Annotated in this window: 20 protein-coding genes; 9 read left to right on the forward strand and 11 right to left on the reverse strand. The window is 62.2% G+C overall.

Translation table 11 applies throughout. The annotated features are described in order from the left end of the window. Positions 1-20 precede the first annotated feature (20 nt). A complete protein-coding gene (locus E4M07_RS18090; protein ID WP_246660513.1) occupies positions 21-284 on the reverse strand; it encodes a cytochrome c in 264 nt (87 codons plus the stop codon). A gap of 203 nt (positions 285-487) precedes the next feature. Here E4M07_RS18090 and E4M07_RS18095 point away from each other — a divergent pair, with 203 nt between their 5' ends. Further along, positions 488-850, forward strand: coding sequence for a hypothetical protein (locus E4M07_RS18095; protein ID WP_136659788.1), 363 nt, complete (start codon positions 488-490; stop codon positions 848-850). 26 nt (positions 851-876) lie between these two features. Here the strand turns inward: E4M07_RS18095 and E4M07_RS18100 are convergent, their stop codons facing one another. Beyond that, positions 877-1635, reverse strand: coding sequence for a hypothetical protein (locus tag E4M07_RS18100; RefSeq protein ID WP_136659789.1), 759 nt, complete (start codon positions 1633-1635; stop codon positions 877-879). Between the two features lie 696 nt (positions 1636-2331). Here E4M07_RS18100 and E4M07_RS18105 point away from each other — a divergent pair. Beyond that, positions 2332-2967, forward strand: a complete 636-nt coding sequence (locus E4M07_RS18105) for a hypothetical protein (protein ID WP_136659790.1) — start codon at positions 2332-2334, stop codon at positions 2965-2967. Here E4M07_RS18105 and E4M07_RS18110 read toward each other — a convergent pair. From E4M07_RS18110 to E4M07_RS18120, 3 genes are all read right to left on the reverse strand, one after another. Beyond that, positions 2964-3677 (reverse strand): transporter substrate-binding domain-containing protein, encoded by a 714-nt coding sequence (locus tag E4M07_RS18110; protein WP_136659791.1) that lies wholly within the window; start codon positions 3675-3677, stop codon positions 2964-2966. The two genes, E4M07_RS18105 and E4M07_RS18110, sit on opposite strands and share 4 nt — an antisense overlap. 37 nt (positions 3678-3714) lie before the next feature. Next, positions 3715-4491, reverse strand: coding sequence for a hypothetical protein (locus E4M07_RS18115; RefSeq protein ID WP_136659792.1), 777 nt, complete (start codon positions 4489-4491; stop codon positions 3715-3717). Positions 4492-4569: 78 nt separating this feature from the next. After that, on the reverse strand, positions 4570-5253 hold the full coding sequence (locus tag E4M07_RS18120; RefSeq protein WP_136659793.1) for a fumarylacetoacetate hydrolase family protein: 684 nt from the start codon (positions 5251-5253) through the stop codon (positions 4570-4572). 167 nt (positions 5254-5420) lie between these two features. Here E4M07_RS18120 and E4M07_RS18125 point away from each other — a divergent pair, with 167 nt between their 5' ends. The 7 genes from E4M07_RS18125 (at position 5421) to E4M07_RS18155 (ending at position 12123) form a co-directional block, all read left to right on the forward strand. Then, entirely contained in the window at positions 5421-6116 is a 696-nt protein-coding gene (locus E4M07_RS18125) for an FCD domain-containing protein (RefSeq protein ID WP_246660497.1), read from the forward strand. 91 nt (positions 6117-6207) lie between these two features. After that, positions 6208-7185, forward strand: a complete 978-nt coding sequence (locus tag E4M07_RS18130) for an ABC transporter substrate-binding protein (protein ID WP_169054276.1) — start codon at positions 6208-6210, stop codon at positions 7183-7185. A gap of 74 nt (positions 7186-7259) precedes the next feature. Continuing rightward, positions 7260-8021: an ABC transporter permease gene (locus tag E4M07_RS18135; protein WP_136659795.1), complete on the forward strand. Its 762-nt coding sequence runs from the start codon at positions 7260-7262 to the stop codon at positions 8019-8021. Further along, a complete protein-coding gene (locus tag E4M07_RS18140; RefSeq protein WP_136659796.1) occupies positions 8008-8808 on the forward strand; it encodes an ABC transporter ATP-binding protein in 801 nt (266 codons plus the stop codon). The genes E4M07_RS18135 and E4M07_RS18140 overlap by 14 nt, the downstream gene beginning before the upstream one ends. Positions 8809-8814: 6 nt before the next feature. Beyond that, positions 8815-9567, forward strand: a complete 753-nt coding sequence (locus tag E4M07_RS18145) for an ABC transporter permease subunit (protein WP_136659797.1) — start codon at positions 8815-8817, stop codon at positions 9565-9567. Positions 9568-9588: 21 nt separating this feature from the next. Next, a complete protein-coding gene (locus tag E4M07_RS18150; RefSeq protein WP_136659798.1) occupies positions 9589-11124 on the forward strand; it encodes an acyl--CoA ligase in 1536 nt (511 codons plus the stop codon). A gap of 21 nt (positions 11125-11145) precedes the next feature. Beyond that, entirely contained in the window at positions 11146-12123 is a 978-nt protein-coding gene (locus E4M07_RS18155; RefSeq protein WP_136659799.1) for a 2-dehydropantoate 2-reductase, read from the forward strand. Between the two features lie 30 nt (positions 12124-12153). Here the strand turns inward: E4M07_RS18155 and E4M07_RS18160 are convergent, their stop codons facing one another. The 6 genes from E4M07_RS18160 to E4M07_RS18185 all read right to left on the reverse strand — a co-directional run bounded on the left by E4M07_RS18160 (position 12154) and on the right by E4M07_RS18185 (position 18568). Then, positions 12154-13623, reverse strand: coding sequence for a mannitol dehydrogenase family protein (locus E4M07_RS18160; RefSeq protein WP_136659800.1), 1470 nt, complete (start codon positions 13621-13623; stop codon positions 12154-12156). Continuing rightward, complete coding sequence (locus E4M07_RS18165; RefSeq protein ID WP_136659801.1) at positions 13623-14396, reverse strand: L-iditol 2-dehydrogenase; 774 nt, start codon at positions 14394-14396, stop codon at positions 13623-13625. The genes E4M07_RS18160 and E4M07_RS18165 overlap by 1 nt, the downstream gene beginning before the upstream one ends. Then, complete coding sequence (locus tag E4M07_RS18170) at positions 14393-15394, reverse strand: ABC transporter ATP-binding protein (protein WP_136659802.1); 1002 nt, start codon at positions 15392-15394, stop codon at positions 14393-14395. Before E4M07_RS18170 ends, E4M07_RS18165 begins: the two co-directional genes overlap by 4 nt. 10 nt (positions 15395-15404) lie before the next feature. Then, entirely contained in the window at positions 15405-16235 is an 831-nt protein-coding gene (locus E4M07_RS18175) for a carbohydrate ABC transporter permease (protein ID WP_136659803.1), read from the reverse strand. 11 nt (positions 16236-16246) lie between these two features. Beyond that, positions 16247-17125, reverse strand: coding sequence for a sugar ABC transporter permease (locus tag E4M07_RS18180; protein ID WP_136659804.1), 879 nt, complete (start codon positions 17123-17125; stop codon positions 16247-16249). Positions 17126-17260: 135 nt separating this feature from the next. After that, the gene (locus E4M07_RS18185) at positions 17261-18568 is read right to left on the reverse strand and encodes a sugar ABC transporter substrate-binding protein (RefSeq protein ID WP_136659805.1); all 1308 of its coding nucleotides are present in this window, start codon (positions 18566-18568) and stop codon (positions 17261-17263) included.

Consider the following 18568-nt stretch of genomic DNA (forward strand, 5'->3'; position numbering starts at 1 on the left):
TCACGGTCCTTAGTCCGGCATCACTCCAATGTCTTCATATATGCGATCAGGTTGCTGGCCTGATCCGGGTCGAAGCTGAACTGCGGCATGCTCGGGTGGCCGGTGACGATGCCTTCGACCAGCGCTTCTTCAAGGGCCTCGACGGGGTAGTTCTCGTGCAGCGTGCGAAACGGCGGGGCAATGGAGAGCGGGCTCGGGCCGACCTTGTCGATCGAATGACACTCGGCGCAATAGGTGGCTGCGATAACGCGGCCGCGCTGCACGTCTGGCGCGACCTGCGCCATCGACAATCCGGCCGTGGCCACCAGGGCGGCGGTCGCGAAGAAGCAAAATCTGATCATGCGAATCGAATTCCCCGTTGCGAGTCCAGAATGGCATGAAGCCGGCGCTTGATCGACGTGACAAAATGTCGGCATTTGCGGATCGCGGTGACTTCATGCTCAATGCGCAGCATCCTTCTTGATTCCGTCATGGCAGGAACCCCGCTTTGAAAATCCGCGCTTTCGCCCTTGTCCTTTTGTCCGGCCCGACCGTCTATGTCGTCCAGTTGCTGATCTTCGTCCTGCGCTTCGGGCGGATCGACGCCGACACGGTGCTGCAGGGGCTGATCTTCGTGCCGGCGGGGTGGCTGATGGCGCTGCCGGTGGCGTTCTTCCTCGGCCGGCTGCCGCGTCGCTCGCAGCGGCTGTGGCTGTGGGGGTTCGCGGCGGTCGCCCTGCCCGTCTCGCTGTTCGGCATGATGATGGGCGGGCTGTTCGGGCTCGTCGGCGTCATCGCCTACGGTGTCCTGCCGATGCTCGCCGCCGCGACGGTGGGCTATGTCCTCATCCGGCTGGTCAGCCGGTCTTAGGCCGCAATTACCTGAAACAGCGCCGGCTACTGCTGGAAAGCCTTCACGATGGCGCCGATCGCGATCAGCAGTCCCGCCAACCCGAGCACCGGGCCCTTGTCGTGTTCGACCACCCTCAAGAGGACGAAGCGGAAGGCATGCAGCGCGACCCAGAGGAAGCAAAACACCAGCATCGCGCCCCAAATGATCAAGAAGAGTATCATGAAAAAGTAGGTCGGAATGAACGCGACGTTCAGTATGACGCCTTGCCAGCTCAAGACCGAAACGCCGTTAACGACAATCATCTGTTCGATGAGAAAATAGAACAACGGGAACAAGACAAACGTCATAAATCCGTAAAGAAGGCCGAATGCGGCGAAAGTCTTGAGCACGAGGAGCCACAGGCGCCCGTCGCTGGCAAACCAGCGCATCGCCACGTGCCAGGGGCGCCTTAACAACACCGCGGCCGCCGCAAAAAACGCGATGACCGCGAATGTGGACGCAAATACGTAAACGCCATCACCATCCTCGAACTCGGCGCCCCCTAACAATGCGAAGAGCAGCATGGCCAGGAAGATCACCACAAAGAGACCGTGCGATACGAAGCAGGCCCAATAGGCAAACCTGCGGTTGCCCAGACCGGCAACGATGTCGCGCACCCGAATGCCCTCAAGTCTTTCCCAGAGATTTTTGCCGGCCGTTTGCAGCCATTCGCGCTGACGCGCGAGCAACGCCCAGTCCGCCAGCTTGAGCACGCCGACCACGGCGCCCGTGTAGATTGCTATCCAAGCCGCGAAATCTTGCATCTACTGCCGAATGAAAGTTTTGCCCGTCAATCGTGCGGTAAAGCTATGGGCCCGGCGGGCGGTTGTAAAGCAATGCCGGTATCACCTGTGGGTAATACATGGTCTCTTGTTGATCATGCGGTTCAGGCGTCCTCTTCCGCCGGTTCCCCGGTGGCGCGCCGGCGGGCAATGAGCGGCCGAAGCACGCCGGGCCGCGATGGCGACCCATGTCCGGCTCCGCCACAGAGGATCGGTGCTGAAAGCGTTGTCGATCGCCGGGCGATGTATCTGTGTGCATTGCGGCCAATGGCGGCAGTATTTATCGGCAAAATCGAAAACCGAAATCAAATGAATGCATATCTAAACTTGTATCACCTCGTATTTTTAAATCATAGATTTCAATCGAAATTTCGGCCTTTAGGCTGCTTTCTTGTCATTGCGGCGACAATTCTTAATAATGCGCATCTTATATTTGGGGATGCACGCCGATAGAGCGGCTGGGGATTCATTTTTAGGCAGTTTTAGGGGTTGCCCCGTTTGCAACAACTCCGACCCCGGCGGGCGGATTGCGTATTCTGGCGCGCAACCGTCGACACCGGATGTGACCAGTGTTCGGTGCAAGGCAGCGCATCAAGAGAAGGCAGGAAACCCGAAGCAATGCTTATGCGCATTCGCGAGGCGGCGACAAACAGGATCATCTCCTCCAGGAGAGACCGAATGACGTCTCCACCCCTGTTGAATGCGAGCTTCGGACGTACCGGCTCTTCGATGGTGTATCGGGCGACGGCCGACGGTCTGGCCCGTCTCCAGTTCGGGCGCCTTGCTCTCATTCCCGATGTGCGCCGTTCGGTCCGCAAGGCGGCCTGGAAACTGGGACAAGAGCGGCTGCAGCGCGGCTACGTATACAAGACCCACGATATGCCCGGCGGATTGAACCAGACCGACGCGCGGATCGTGTTTATCTTCGGAAGCGCGGTCGATGCGGCCCTGTCGGTCTATAACCTTCGGCAGCACGCAGGCCGGGAATGGGTTGAGCAACACCTTGACCACCTGAACGCGTCGGGGCCGTTCGAGGAATTGTTCGAACGCGACATAATGCGCATTGCAGAGCAACTGCAGGCATGGACGACGAGCACAACTTTGGAGGTCCTGTGCCTTCGCTATGAGACGATCTGGGACAATCAGGGCGCACTTTCGGACTTTGCGGGTTTTCCGGTGCGCTTGCCCGGTCGTCGCGAGAGATCGGCCAGGACCGTGTCGCCGGACCTTCGAAGAAAGGCCGAGCAACTGTACGGCGAACTGGACAGAACCATCGAAGAATTGCCCGACGCCTTTATTGCCGGAGCGATCTAGTTCCCCTTACGCCCCTTTAGCCAGGCATTGAATTCGTCGCGCAGCGCGCCCTCGTCCTGCCGGAACAAAAACACCTTGTCGACGGGATCATAAGGATGATCGGCGTTGACGGCGCACAGGCCGGAATCCTTGCCTTGCAGGTAAAGCGCCTCGATGGAATCGGTGAACATGACGTCGGCGCGGCCGGCGCGCAGGTAGTCGAAGGGCTGGTGATTGTCCGGAACGATGATCAGCGTGGCGTTCCTGATATTGGCGAGGGCGAATTTCTCGTTGGTGCCGCCGCGGTTCTCGACGACGGTGACGCCCGCCTTGTCGATATCGGCAAGCGTTGCGAAGCGCTGCTCGTCGCCGCAGCGCACCAGCGGCACCTTGCCGGAATGCTCGACCGGCGCCGACGCAAGGGCGACCTTCAGCCGCGCGTCGGTCTTCGAAATGCCGCCGGCGGCCATCTGGTATTCGCCGCCCGTCAGGCCCTGCATCAGCGTCGGCCAGGTGGTGCCGACGAAGCGGATCTCGTAGCCGCGGTCCCTGGCGAAGGCCTCGACAAGGTCAATGGCGCTGCCCTCGTAGCTCTGCGTCTTCGTGTCGTACCAGGTGAGCGGCCTGTAATCGCCCGTCGTTCCGACCTTCAGGACCGGATCGGCGAAAGCGACGCCGAGCGCGGCAAAGGTGGCAAACAGCGCGAAGGCAATCCGTGGAACCGATTTCATGGAGCCGGGCCTTTCCTGTTCAAAACGTGACCGGCCCCTACTCGTCGACGATCGTCTTCACGGCCGGATCGCACAGCATGTAGGTCTGCAGAATGGTCACCGCAAATCCGTCCTCGTTGAACTGGTCGGTGAATTCGACGTCCTGCATCAGCGGGTTCTGGTTGACCAGATAGCAGGTCCAGGGTTTTTCCTCGGGCGGCTCATCCCTTTCGTTCTTGACGGCCGGCTCCATCAGAAATTCAAGCCGCGTGGGCGTCACCGCCTGGACACCGAATTCATCCAGCGTGAAGACCGCCGGCGGATTGGGCAGCACTTGCGGCGTCACCTTGTAGATCAATGTCGGGAAGGGGAACTTGTCGCCCGGCTGACGGCGCTCGTTCAGCACTTTCGAGCGTACGGGATCGCACAGATATCTGGGTTCCTTGACGGTCGTGCGCACCTCGTTCTCGGGATGGAACTGGTCGGTCAGGTCGACAACGATGTTGCGGGGGCTGCCCTCGACGCCGTAACAGGTCAGGGGAAACCAGTTCGGATGCTTTGCCGGCAACTGGTTGCGGCTGTGTTTCTTGTGCACCGGCTCGCAGACGAAGTTGAGCGTGCGGATATTGAGGCCGATTTCAGTGCCGAACTGTGCGGTGACGTGGTGCATGGCCGACACGCCGACCTCGGTCCGGGCGACATAACACAGGAAGCGGACCTCGCTTATGGGCGTCTCCTCGGGCGGTCTTTCGCAGGCCGTCAGTCCGGCGGTCAGGCTTAGAGCGAGCACAAGGGTCAGCAGCCTGCCGCGTCCGCGCGTCATCGATGAAAGCATCGCACCATCCTTTGCCGCGAAAGAGTAGCGCAGGACGGGGATGCAACCAAAGGATTTGTGCGGGTTTCGCGTCCGGGGTCAGACGACCGTCACCCGCAGCGGCTCCAGGCCCTCGACGGTGACTTCCAGGGCGTCGCCCCTTTGGACCGGGCCGACGCCGGCGGGCGTTCCCGACAGGATGACGTCGCCGGAGGCAAGCTCGAAATAGTCCGAGAGATAGGCGATCATCTCCGGCACCTTCCAGATCATCTGGTTGAGGTCCCCCTCCTGGCGCGTCTCGCCGTTGACTTTCAGCACAATGCGGCCGCTGTCCGGATGGCCGACGCTTGAGACCGGCTGCAGCGGGCCGATCGGCGCCGACCGCTCGAACGCCTTGCCAATCTCCCAGGGCCGGCCCATCTTCTTCGCCTCGCCCTGCAGGTCGCGGCGCGTCATGTCGAGCGCCGGCGCGTAGCCGAAGACATGGCTCAGCGCGTCGCCGACGGAGATGTTCGTGCCGCCCGATTTCAGCGCCACGGCGAGTTCCGCCTCGTGGTGCACGTCGGACGTCTTCGGCGGATAGGGAAATTCGCCGGACGGATCCAGATTGTCCGGGTTCTTCTGGAAAAAGAACGGCGGCTCCCGGTCGGGATCATGTCCCATCTCGACCGCGTGGGCGGCGTAGTTGCGGCCGATGCAGTAGACGCGGCGCACCGGAAAGCGGCCGTCGCCGGCCACCGGGATCGAAACCGGCGTCGGCGCCGCAATCGCAAAATCGGACATGAAAACCTCCCCAGAAACTGTTTGTTCTGAATTCACATATGGCAATTGCTCGCTGAAATCAATCACAACCAATCCAGTTTTAGTTGACTTTTCACGATCAATCGCCAATGATCTTGCCAATTGGTCGCGTATTTCGACATATTGGTCAACCAAAGCTGGAGCATCGCGTGTTCGAAGGAACCCATAACTCCGACGGAGCCGACGCGCTTTCGGAATTGCGCAACTACATCGCCGACAGCGGGCTGAAGCCCGGCCAGCGCCTGCCCGCCGAACGGGTGCTGACGACCGAGCTCGGCATCACGCGCAACACGCTGCGCAAGGCGCTCGACACGCTGGAACGCGAGGGCACGATCTGGCGGCATGTCGGCAAGGGCACCTTCGTTGCGGCAACGGGCGATGACCTCGACCAGATGACCCGCTCGCCCATAGAGATCGGCAAGCAATTGACGCCCTTCAAGATGATGCGCGCGCGTTTGACCATCGAACCGGCGATCGCCCGCGAGGCGGCCATCAACGCCTCCGGCGAGGCGCTCGTGCACATGGACCGGGCCATGGAACGCGCCCACACCGCGACAAGCTGGAAGGCTTACGAGGTGCAGGATGACGAGTTCCATCGGGCCGTGGCGGAGGCCAGCGACAACTTGCTTCTTCTATCGATATTCGACCAGCTGAACCTGGTGCGCCGGGCCGTCGCCTGGGGCAGCGTCACGCGCCAGTCGCCAGGCCCGGCGGACGATCATCCAAGCTTTTCGGAACACAAGGAGATTGCGGCGGCGATCCGCAACCGCGACCCGATGGCCGCACAGGAGGCGATGCGCAAGCATCTGCGCTCCGTTGCCGGGCGGCTTTTCGGGGAGATCTGACGGTTGGCGGATCGGGAGGAACAGAGCGCACGGGAAAGGAGAACCGCGCGGCACAGACGGATTTCATAATCAATTTCGCAGGGAGGAAATAATGAGAAGTCTCATCAGGAAAATCACCGGTTTCGCGGTGGCTCTGCCCGTTGCGGCGGGCCTCATGCTGTCGTCCGCGCAGGCCGAAAAATTGAAGATCGCGCTCGCCGAAACGCCGTCCGACGAATTGGCGGCATTCTTCGTCGCCCTTGACCGCGCCAGGGCCAACGGCCTCGATTACGAGTGGACGGCGTTCTCCGACGAGGAGCTTGCCATCCAGGCGGTCCTGAGCGGCCAGATGAATATCGGTTTCGGAACGCCCTACGCGGCGATGCAGCGCTCCAAGGCGCCGATCCGCATCATCTTCCAGCTCTCGAAACTGAAGTTCTTTCCCGTCACCACCAAGAAATTCAGCGATCTGAAGGATCTCGACGGCCAGCCGATTCTGCTGCATTCGCGCGGCGGCGGCACGGATTCCATCGCCAATGTGATCGAGGACAAGGTCGGCATCACCTTCGGCAAGCGCTCCTATGTGCCGGGCTCGGCCAACCGTGTCGTCGCGCTGGTCGGCGGCCAGACCGATGCGACGATCATCGACCTTGCCAACAAGAACAAGGTGATCAAGCAGTTCCCGGACAAGTTCAACGTGCTGCCGATGTTCGAAGTGGATTCCAGCGACGAGGCGCTGTTCGCCAATCTCGACTGGATCAAGGAGAACGAGGAGCAGGTCGGAATTTTCGTCGAAGCGCTCTTGAGCGTGTGGCAGGACATGCATGAGGATCCGACGATCATCCGCCGCGAGACCGACCCGGACGGCCCGATCGGCCAGCTTCCGCCGGAAATCCTCGACGGTCTCGACCAGTTCTACATCGATGCCGTGGCCGGCGGGCTCTACGATCCCAATGGCGGCGGACGCGTCGCGGCTGCAGCCGACATGGAGTGGTATTCCGCCGCCGGCCAGCTCGAAGGCGATCCATCAACGCTTGATATCGAGGAATTCTGGTATCTCGCGCCGCTCGATGCGGCCATGAAGAAATAGATCGATAGTCGCGGCCCCTGCCCCGCGGGCACCGGGGCCGCCCAACCCGTCCGGCGCGCCGGAAAGACCGGATCATGAACCAAAGATCGCTTTTTCTGAAATTGCTCTCCGCCGTCATCGTCTTCGGCGCCTGGCAGATCGCCGGCCTGATTCCGGTCAGCTACGCCTTTCCGACCTTCACCGAGTCCATGCATGCGCTCTACACCATTACCATGGACGGGCGGTTGTTCACCGCCTATGCCGAGACGTTGAGGCCGCTTGTCCTCGGTGTCGCCATCTCGGCTGTTTCGGGTATTGGCCTCGGCCTGTGGATCGGCCTCAGCAGCCGTTTCGACTGGCTGTTTTCTCCCATTTTCATCGTCATGCAGGCGGCGCCACTGGCAGCGCTCATCCCGATCCTCGTCATGGCCTACGGCATCGGCCTGACCTCGAAGGTGTTCGTGGTCTGCATCATGGCGATGCCGGTGATCGTGCTCAACACCAGCACGGCGGTGCGCAACACGCCCGCTTCCATCAAGGAAATGGGGCGCTCGTTCCTGGCAAGCGACCGCGACATCATCCTCAAGATCATCATTCCGGCCGCTTCGCCGGTCATCTTCTCCGGCCTGCGGCTCGGTGTTTCGGCCGGCTTCATCGGCGCCATCCTGGCGGAATTGAAGATCACCCCGACCGGCGTCGGCGATATCATCACCTACAGCCGCTCCATCGCCGATTACCCGACCATGTATGCGGCGATCTTCTCAATCATCGTCCTTGCCGTCCTCTTCCTGAACGGGCTCGAGCGGCTGGAAAACACACTGTTTGAAGGGAACAACCGTGGTTATGTCTCAGACTAGCGACGCCTTCGGGAAGGCCGATCCGATCGACATCGACAGCGCGGTCTCCGTGCGCGGCGTTTCCAAGAACTATGGCGAGGTGGAAGCACTGCGGGACCTGTCGCTGGAATTCCCGCGCGGCCAGCTGACCTCGCTGCTGGGTCCGTCCGGCTGCGGGAAGACGACGCTGCTGAAAATCATCGCCGGCCTGATCCCGGCGACGGCCGGGGAAATCGAGATCGACGGCCGCAAGGTCACGGGCCCCGGACCGGACCGCGCCTTCGTCTTCCAGGACTTCGCGCTGCTGCCGTGGGCCAATGTGCTGCGCAATGTCTCCTTCGGCCTCGAGCTGCGCGGGGTCGGCAAATCCGAGCGCGAGGCTGTCGCCGAAAAATACATCGGCAATGTCGGCCTCTCGGGTTTCGAGAAGGCCTATCCGCACGAACTGTCCGGCGGCATGCGCCAGCGCGTCGGCCTTGCCAGGGCGCTCTCCGTCGATGCGCAGGTGCTGTTGCTGGACGAGCCATTCTCGGCGGTCGACGAGCAGAACCGCCGCAAATTCCAGGAGGATTTGCTGGCGCTGGTGCGCAACGAGAACAAGACCTTCATCTTCGTCACGCACTCGATCGAGGAGGCCGTCTACATCTCCGACCAGATCGCCATCCTGCTGCCGCGTCCGAGCCGCGTTTCGGAGATCATCCGTCCGACGAGCTTCCGCGGAACGAAGGCGGACAACATCAGGCGCAGCCCCGAATATCTGGACATTGTCGACCAGATCTGGGCATCGCTGCGCAACTATGTGGAGTAGCATGCCGTGACGCTCTTCGGGTACAGACTTCCAGCCATGTCCTCGCTGATCCTGTGGGCGGCGGTCTGGGAAATTGTCGGCCTCTCGGGCTGGACGTTTTTCATTCCGCCGCTCTCGGAAGTCATCACCACCCTGTTTTCCGTCATCGGGACGCCCGCTTTCACCAAGGCCCTGTCGCAAACGGCCTATGCGTTCGGCGCCGGCGTCTTCTTTGCCGTCGTCATCGGCATTCCCGTCGGCATCCTGATGGGCAAGAGCCGGATCATCGACGAGCTTCTGCTGCCATGGGTCAATATATTCCTCAGCGCGCCGCTGACGGCGCTGGTGCCGGTGCTGATGGTCCTGTTCGGCTTCGGCATGAAGTCGATCATCATTACGACCACATTGTTTGCAATCTGGATCATCATCCTCAACTCGCGCGCGGGGGTAAAGCAGATCAACCGCTCACTTGTCGAAATGGCCCGCAGCTTCGGCGCCTCGCCGCTTGACGCCTTTTTCAAGGTCTATTTCTGGGCGGCGCTGCCGGAGATACTGGGCGGCGTGCGCATCGGCGTCATCCGGGCCGTCAAGGGCGTGATCATCGGCCAGCTGCTGATATCGATCGTCGGTTTCGGCGCATTGTTCGAACTTTATTCGAACAATTTCCTGATGGCGCATTTCTGGGCGGTGCTGATCGTGCTCTTCGCATTGGCATTTTCCCTTTCCGAATTTCTCGGTTATCTGGAACGCCGTATCTCCTACTACGCCGCATCGCGCTGATCCGCTGCGAGAAAGTATGCAATGACCGAAACGATAAGGGCGCTGCTTGCAGGCCATGACGACGAACTCCCGGCGATTGGCGGGCCGGACAGGGACTGGCTGAGCTATGGCGCGTTGCGCGCCCTCTCGGCCGACATCGCGCGGGACCTGAGAGGAATGGGCATCGCCGCGGGCGATCGCGTGGCGATTGTCCTGCCCAACGGGCCGGAAATGGCTACGGTCTTTGTGACGATCGCCCAGGCTGCCGTCACCGCGCCGCTCAATCCCGCCTACCGCACCGATGAATACGCCTTTTATCTCGACGACCTGAAGGCCCGCGCCATCGTCCTGCCAGACGGCTATGTCGGTCCGGCGCTGGACGCGGCGGGTGAACTTGGCATCGCCGTCATCCGCCTTGCAACGGATCCCGCCAGGCCGGCGGGTTGGTTCGCGCTTTCGTGCGACACACCGCCCGGCGCACCGGCGGGTGCCGGCGAACCGGAAGCCGGCGACGTCGCGCTGATCCTGCATACGTCCGGCACGACATCGCGGCCGAAGATCGTGCCGCTGCTGCAGTCCAATATCGCTGCGTCGGCGAAGAACATTGGCGTATCGCTGGCGCTCACGCCGCGGGACCGTTGCCTCAATGTGATGCCGCTCTTCCACATCCACGGGCTGATTGCCGCTGTCACCGCCTCGCTCGCCGCCGGTGCGTCGATCTGGTGCGCGCCGGGCTTCGACGCGCTGCGCTTCTTCGGCTGGATGCGCGATGCCGAGCCGACCTGGTATACGGCGGTCCCGACCATGCACCAGGCGATCCTTTCGCGCGCCGGGCGCAACCGAGACACAATCGAGGCGGCCAATCTGCGCTTCCTGCGCTCCTCGTCGGCCTCGCTGCCGGCGCAGGTTATGCTGACGCTCGCCGAAACCTTCGAGGCGCCGGTCATCGAGGCCTACGGCATGACGGAGGCCGCCCACCAGATGGCGAGTAACCCGTTGCCGCCGCGCGCCCAGAAACCCGGCTCGGTCGGCGTTGCCGCGGGTCCGCTCGTGCGTATCGCCGACCCGCAAGAAGACCGGCTTGTGGGCGGCGCAGGCGAAGTGGTCATATCGGGCGCCAATGTCACGCCGGGCTACGAGAACAACAGGCAAGCGAACGAAAAGAGCTTCTTTTCAGCCGAGGACAGACGCTGGTTCCGGACCGGCGACAACGGCTTTTTCGACGACGAGGGCTACCTGCAGCTGACCGGCCGGCTGAAGGAAATCATCAATCGCGGCGGCGAGAAGATCAGCCCGCTGGAGGTGGACGGCGTTTTGATGGACCACCCGGCAATCGCCCAGGTGGTCACCTTCGCCATGCCGCATGCCAAGCTCGGCGAGGAGGTCGCCGCGGCCGTCGTGCTGCGCGAGGGCGAGGTCGCCGACGAGCGCGGCATCCGCGACTTCGCGGCAACGCGAATGGCCGATTTCAAGGTGCCGCGCAAGGTCGTCATACTGGACGAGATCCCCAAGGGGGCGACCGGAAAACTGCAGCGCATCGGGCTTGCGCAGAAGCTCGGCCTCGTGGATTCTGCCTAAGTTGTCCACGGGATTCAGCTTATGAAGATCTGCATATTCGGAGCCGGCGCCATCGGCGGTTACCTGGGCGCGAAGCTGGCGGCATCGGGCGCCGATGTCAGCCTCGTCGCACGCGGACCGCACCTTGAGGCGATGCGCGACAAGGGCCTGACGCTGATCGAGGACGGGAAAACGTCGACAGCGGCGGCGACCGCCAGCGACGATCCCGCCGCGCTCGGGCCGCAGGACTACGTGATCGTGACGCTGAAAGCGCACTCCGTCCCGCCCGTCGTTGACAAAATGCGGCCGCTCTTTGGCGACCGCACCACCATCGTCAGCGGCGTCAATGGCGTTCCCTGGTGGTATTTCCACAAGATCGGCGGCCCGCTCGAGGGAACGCGGCTCGCGAGCGTCGATCCCGGCAACCGGCAATGGGACGGTTTCGGCCCCGACCGGGTGCTTGGCTGCGTCGTCTATCCAGCGGCCGAGGTCGTCGAGCCGGGCACCGTGCGCCATATCGAGGGAAACCGCTTTTCACTGGGCGAGCCGGACGGATCGAAATCGGAGCGCGCGCTGGCGCTGTCGAAGGCGCTCGGCGCCGCCGGCCTCAAGGCACCGGTCCGGCCGAAACTGCGCGACGAAATCTGGGTCAAGCTCTGGGGCAACCTTTCGTTCAATCCGATTTCGGCATTGACGCATGCCACGCTCGACGTTCTTTGCACGGATCCCGGAACACGCGGCGTTGCCCGCGCCATGATGCTGGAGGCACAGGCGATCGCCGAAAAACTCGGCGTCAAGTTCCCGATCGATGTCGAGCGCCGCATTGACGGCGGCGCAGCGGTGGGCGCGCACCGCACGTCCATGCTGCAGGACCTTGATGCGAAGCGGCCGATGGAAATCGACGCGCTGGTCCGATCCGTTCAGGAACTCGGCCGCATCACCGAAACGCCGACCCCGACGATCGACACGGTGCTGGCGCTGATCGCGCTGCGCGGACGCGTGGCAGGGCTCTATCCGTAACCTCCACAGGCCCGGTCTGCTGGCGGCCCGTCACCGCCCGACATATTCGCCAAGGACCGTTTCCGTCCCGGCCGCCCAAATCCGCTCGAGGGCCGATGCGAAAGCATCCCGGAATTCGCCGCTCGCGCGCAGATCGCCGAAAACCGACTCCATTTCGAGAAATGCGGCCGGATTGTCCCTGGCAGCCAGCGCGTGCCGGTTGAGCAATTCGGCGTTCTCGTCGTTGATCGGAATCTCGCCGCCCGCTTCGTCGGTTCCGGCGCAGTAGCGGGCCCACAGCGCCACTTCGAGCGCCAGACCATCGACGGAAAGGCCCTTTTTGACGCGCTCGCGAACAGGCGGAAGAATGAACTTCGGCTGGCGGTTGGAACCATCGAGGCAAAGGCGGGTCACCGTGTCGCGGACCGCCGGATTGGAGAAGCGCTCGACGACCGCAGCCAGGTATTTGCGAAAATTCACCCCTTCGATGGGCGGCACCGTCGGGATGATCTCCTCCAGCTCGAGCTTCTCGAGGTAAGCGCTGATCAGCGGATGCGCCATCGCATCGTGGGCATAGACAAGGCCAAGCAGCGCCGCCGGATAGGCGATCGCCCCATGGCCGCCATTGAGGATGCGCAGCTTCATCAGCTCATAGGGCGCAACGTCGTCGACGAATTCGACCCCGACCCTTTCCAGCGCCGGCCGGCCGGTCGGGAAGTCGTCCTCCAGCACCCATTGGCGGAAGGGCTCGCAGGTGACAGGCGCGGCATCGGCGACACCGAACGTGTCGCGGACCATGGCCCGCTCCTGGTCTGAGGTTGCCGGCGTGATGCAGTCGACCATGCCGTTCGGGAAGGCGACGTTGTGCATGATCCAGGCGCCAAATTGAGGGTCGACGGCAGTCGCAAGGCCGACGACGGCATTGCGCGTGACGTCCCCGTTTTCAGGCAGGTTGTCGCAGGACATGACGGTGAAGGGCGGCAAACCGGCGTCCCGGCGCTGCCTGAGGCTTGCCACCAGCATTCCGAAAACGGTCCGCGGATCGTCGGGAAACGCGATGTCGTGGCGGATGTCCTCGCTTTGCAGGTTGAACCCGCCGGTCATGGCGTCGATGAAGTAGCCGCCTTCCGTGATTGTCAGCGAGACGATGCGGATGTCCGGCCGGCAAAGCGCTGCGACCAGCGCCCGCGCATCGGTGTCGACGAAATCGATCATCGCGCCGCATACCCGGGCATCGAGACCGGCGGGTGCGAGCTCGATGACCGTCGAGAGGCAGTCCTGCGCCTTCAACCGGTGCCGCATGGCTGCGTCACCCGGCAGCACGCCGGCGCCGATCACGGCCCAGTCGCGATCACGCCCGAGGTTGAACAGCCGGTCCAGGTAGACGGCCTGGTGAGCGCGGTGGAAATTACCGACGCCGATATGCAGGATGCCGGGTGTCAGCGCAGAGCGGTCATAGGCCGGCACGGCCACATTCTGCGGCAGTTCGCCAAGCGTGTCCTGGGTGAGTTTCACCGCCATCAGCTCATCCAGTTCCCGCCATCGACATTGTAGGTCTGGGCGACCACATAGTCGGACTCAGGTCCGGCAAGGAAGAACGCCATGCCGATCAGGTCCTCGGCCGTCCCCATCCGCCCGTAGGGCACGGCTTCGCCCACAAGTCGCTTCTTCTCGCCCAGGGGCCGGTTCTCGTATTGTGCGAATTTCGCGTCGACGCCGTCCCAGTGCTCGCCCTCGACCACACCGGGCGCGATGGCGTTGACATTGATGCCGTTCTTGATCAGTGCCAGCCCGGCGGACTGGGTGAGGCTGATGACCGCCGCCTTGGTCGCGCAGTACACCGCAACGAGCGGTTCGCCCCGGCGCCCGGCCTGGCTCGCCATGTTGATGATCTTGCCGCCTCTGCCGCGAGCGATCATCGCCTTCGCCACCGCCTGCAGGGTAAACAGGGTTCCGGCCACATTGACCGTGAAAAGCCGGTCGAAACTCTCGCGGCTGATTTCCGTCAGCGGCGCAAGGTCGAAAAGGGCGGCATTGTTGATGAGGACATCGATGCCGCCACCCGTCGCATCGGCCTCGACTATCGCCGCATCGATCGACTGCTGGTCCGCCACATCGAGCTGCACGGCATGCCCCCGTTCTCCGATTTCCGCGGCGGTCTCGCGCGCCTGCGCGATGTCGATATCGGCAATCACCACGTTGGCGCCCTCTGCGGCGAAGGCCGTCGCAAAGGCCCTGCCGATCCCGCGCGCTGCGCCTGTAATCAGCACGTTCCTGCCGTCAAACCGTTTCATGCAAGCGCCAATCCATCACCGTCGAACCTGTGGATCCGCTCCGGATCGGGGGTAATGTGGGCGCGGTCGCCGTGGTTGAGACCGGCCTCGCCCTGGGTCCGCACGGTCAACGCACCGACGCCGTCGATGTGGACGTGCAGGAAGGTGTCGGATCCCAGATGCTCGGCAACACCGACGGTGCCTTCCCAGGTGCCGCCGTCGGTCGAAAGCGCCAGATGCTCGGGCCTGACGCCAATGGTGTGCGCGCCTTGCTTGCGGGCTTCCTCGCCCTCGATGAAGTTCATCTTCGGCGACCCTATGAAGCCGGCGACGAACTTGTTCTGCGGCGCGCGGTAAAGCTCCAGCGGAGATCCAACCTGCGCAATGCGACCGGCATTGAGAACGACAATCTTGTCGGCCATGGTCATCGCCTCGACCTGGTCGTGGGTGACGTAGATCATGGTCGTCGCAAGGCTCTGGTGCAGTTCCGAGATTTCCAGCCGCATATTGACCCGAAGCGCCGCGTCAAGGTTGGACAACGGTTCGTCGAACAGGAACGCCTCGGGTTCGCGCACGATTGCCCTGCCGATGGCGACACGCTGGCGCTGGCCGCCCGACAACTGGCCCGGTCGCCGCTCGAGGTAATCGGTGAGATTGAGAATGCCGGCCGCGGCCTCGACCTTGCGATCGCGTTCGGCCTCGTCGACCTTCGCCATTCTCAACGGAAAGGCGATGTTCTTGCGCACCGACATGTGCGGATAAAGCGCATAGGACTGGAAAACCATGGCAAGGCCGCGTTTGGAGGGCGGGACCCTCGTCGCATCGTTGCCATCGATTTCGATCATGCCGCTTGTGACGTCTTCGAGGCCAGCGATCAGACGCAGGAGCGTCGACTTTCCGCAACCGGAAGGGCCGACGAAGACGACGAACTCTCCGTCTTCGATATCGAGATCCAGCGGCGGTATGACTTCCGTCGTTCCGAAGGACTTGGTGACGTGCTTGAGTGCTATTTTTCCCATAACGAACTTCCTATTTCACCGCGCCGAAGGTCAGGCCGCGCACGAGCTGCTTCTGGCTGAACCAGCCGAGAATGAGGATCGGCGCGATTGCCATGGTCGAGGCAGCCGAGAGCTTGGCGTAGAACAGCCCCTCGGGGCTCGAGTAACTGGCGATAAACGCCGTCAAAGGCGCGGCATTGGCGGCTGTCAGATTGAGCGTCCAGAAGGCCTCGTTCCATGCCAGGATGAAGTTGAGCAGGATCGTCGAGGCGATGCCGGGTACAGCCATCGGTGTGAGGACATAGAGGATCTCCTCGCGCAGGGATGCGCCATCCATGCGCGCCGCTTCGAGAATTTCCGCGGGAATTTCCCTGAAATAGGTGTAGAGCATCCAGACAATGATCGGCAGGTTGATGAGCATCAGGACGATGGTCAGGCCGATGCGCGTGTCCAGCAGGCCCAACTGGATAAAGAGCAGATAGATCGGATAAAGAACGCCCACCGCGGGAAGCATCTTTGTAGACAGCATCCACAGCAGGACATCCTTGGTGCGCCTTGACGGCACAAAGGCCATCGACCACGCCGCGGGCACCGCGATGACGATGCCCAACAGCGTCGAGCCGCCCGCAATGATGATCGAGTTCCACAGGAAGCGAAGGTAGTCGGAGCGCTCCTGCACGACGGCGTAGTTTTCGAGCGTCCAGTCGAAAAACAGGAAGAGCGGCGGATCGTTGATTGCCTGGGCTTCCGTCTTGAAGCTGGTCAGGAAGGTCCACAGGATCGGAAAGAATATCAGCAGGCCGATCAGCCACGCCAATCCCGTGTTGATTGCCTTGCGATTGTTGGTGACAGCTCGGGCCATGGTCTATCTCCTCACGCGTCCAGGTTCTTGCCGACAATGCGCATCAGGAAGAGCGCGACGATGTTGGCGAGGATGATGGCGTAAACGCCGCCGGCAGAGCCCAAGCCGACATTCTGGCTTTCCAGCACCCGCTGGAAGATCAGGTAAGTCAGTGTCTTGGTGCCGAACGCGCCGCCCGTCGTGACAAAGATCTCCGCGAAGATCGACAGCAGGAAGATCGTCTGGATCAGGATGACGATGGTGATGGCGCGGCTGAGATGCGGCAGGATAATGAACCAGAATCGCTTCAGCACCGGCGCGCCGTCCATTTCGGCGGCTTCAAGCTGTTCGCTGTCGAGCGACTGGATGGCGGTCAACAGGATCAGCGTCGCAAAGGGCAGCCACTGCCAGCTGACGATCATGATCAGCGACGGGAGGGCCGCCTGACTCAACCATTCCACCGGCGTGCCGCCGAATGCCTTCCAAAGATAGGCCAGCAGCCCGTTGTTGGGGTCCATGAACATGTTCTTCCACACCAGGGCCGAAACGGTCGGCATGACAAAGAACGGCGCAATCACGAGTATGCGGACGATGCCCTGACCCCACATCGGCTGATCCAGCAACATGGCCAGCAACACGCCGAGAACAATCGTGACGACAAGAACACCGCCAACGATAACCAGCGTCGCCTGGATACTGGGCCAGAAGGAGCTGGAGCCCACGAACCGCACATAGTTGGCAAAACCCACCCATTCGAGGCCGTTGGCCATGGAGTCGCCCCTGAGCGGAAGATATTTCTTGAATGAAAAGAACAGCGTCATCGTCAGTGGCACCAACATCCAGACCAGAAGCAGGAATACAGCGGGCGCCATCATGAAGCGGGCTGCGGAGCGAGAATGCTGGGTTGCCATGACAAACCTCCTCTGTTGGCGTCGCAGTGTGGCGCCAGTTCAGATGAGCGGTAAAGGGTATAGTGGTTTGTTCTTTGCCGGAGGGCGGGCTGTGGTCGCGGTGCCGCCCTCCAGCTTCGCTATGGGAGGAGAAGCCTAGCGGTAGCCCGCAGCTTCCATAGCGTCGTTGGTCAGAGCCTGTGCCTTGGCCAAGGCTTCTTCCACGGATTGCTGGCCGGCATAGGCTGCCGAGAACTCCTGGCTGACTTCCGTGCCAATTCCGGCAAACTCCGGTATGGCGACAAACTGGATGCCAACATAGGGAACCGGCTTGACCGTCGGGTTGTTCGGATCGGCGGCCAGTATGGACTGCAGTGTCATCTTGGCGAACGGAATGTCCTTGTAGTTCGGGTTCTCGTAGAGCGATGTGCGTGCGCCCGGCGGCACGTTGGCCCAGCCCTCATTCTCCGCGACCAGTTCGATATAGCCCTTCGAGGTCGCCCATTCGATGAACTCCTTGGCGGCGTCGGCTTTCTGTGTACCCGCCGGGATAGCGAGCGCCCAGGCCCAGAGCCAGTTCGATCTCTTGTCAACGCCTTCGCTGTTCGGCGCCAGCGCGAAACCGACCTTGTCGGCCACGGTGGAGTCGCTGGGATTGGTCACGAAGGACGCAGCAACGGTGGCGTCTATCCACATTCCGCATCTGCCCTGCTGGAACAGGGACAGGTTCTCGTTAAAGCCGTTGGTCGCGTAGCCCGCCGGACCCGACTCCTTCATCATGTCGATAAAGAAGTTGAGCGCTTCCGCCCATTCCGGCTGATCGAACTGTGCGTTCCAGTCTTCATCGAACCAGCGCGCGCCAAACGAGTTGCCGGTGACAGTGATAAAGGCACCGCCTTCACCCCAGCCGGCCTTGCCGCGCAGGCAGATACCGTTGATGTCGTTGTCGCGATCCGTCATGGCGGCGGCGGCTTCGCGGATGAACTGCCACGTCGGCGCGTCCGGCATTTCCAGGCCGGCCTTTTCCATAAGGTCGGTGCGGTACATGATCATCGAGCTCTCGCCGTAGAACGGCGCTGCAAAGAGCGTGCCGTCATGGCTCAGGCCCGCGCGCATTGCGGGCAGCAGATCATCGACGTCGTAATCAGCGCTCAAGCCGTCCAGCGGAACGAGCCAGCCGTTCTTGCCCCAGATCGGCGTTTCGTACATGCCGATCGTCATGATGTCGAAGGCGCCGCCCTTTGTGGTGATGTCTGTCGTGACACGCTGGCGCAAGACGTTCTCTTCAAGTGTGACCCACTCGACTTCGTGGCCGGTTTTTTCCGTGAAGTCATCGGTCAGACCCTGCATGCGGATCATGTCACCGTTGTTGACGGTCGCGATGGTCAGTGTCTCGGCAAATGCGGTCGATGCAAGCAGTGACAGGGCTGCCGCGCCCAAAAGCGTGCGTGCAGTGTATTCCAT

The organism is Nitratireductor sp. XY-223 (genome assembly GCF_004959855.1).
Classification (GTDB): Bacteria; Pseudomonadota; Alphaproteobacteria; order Rhizobiales; family Rhizobiaceae; genus Hoeflea_A.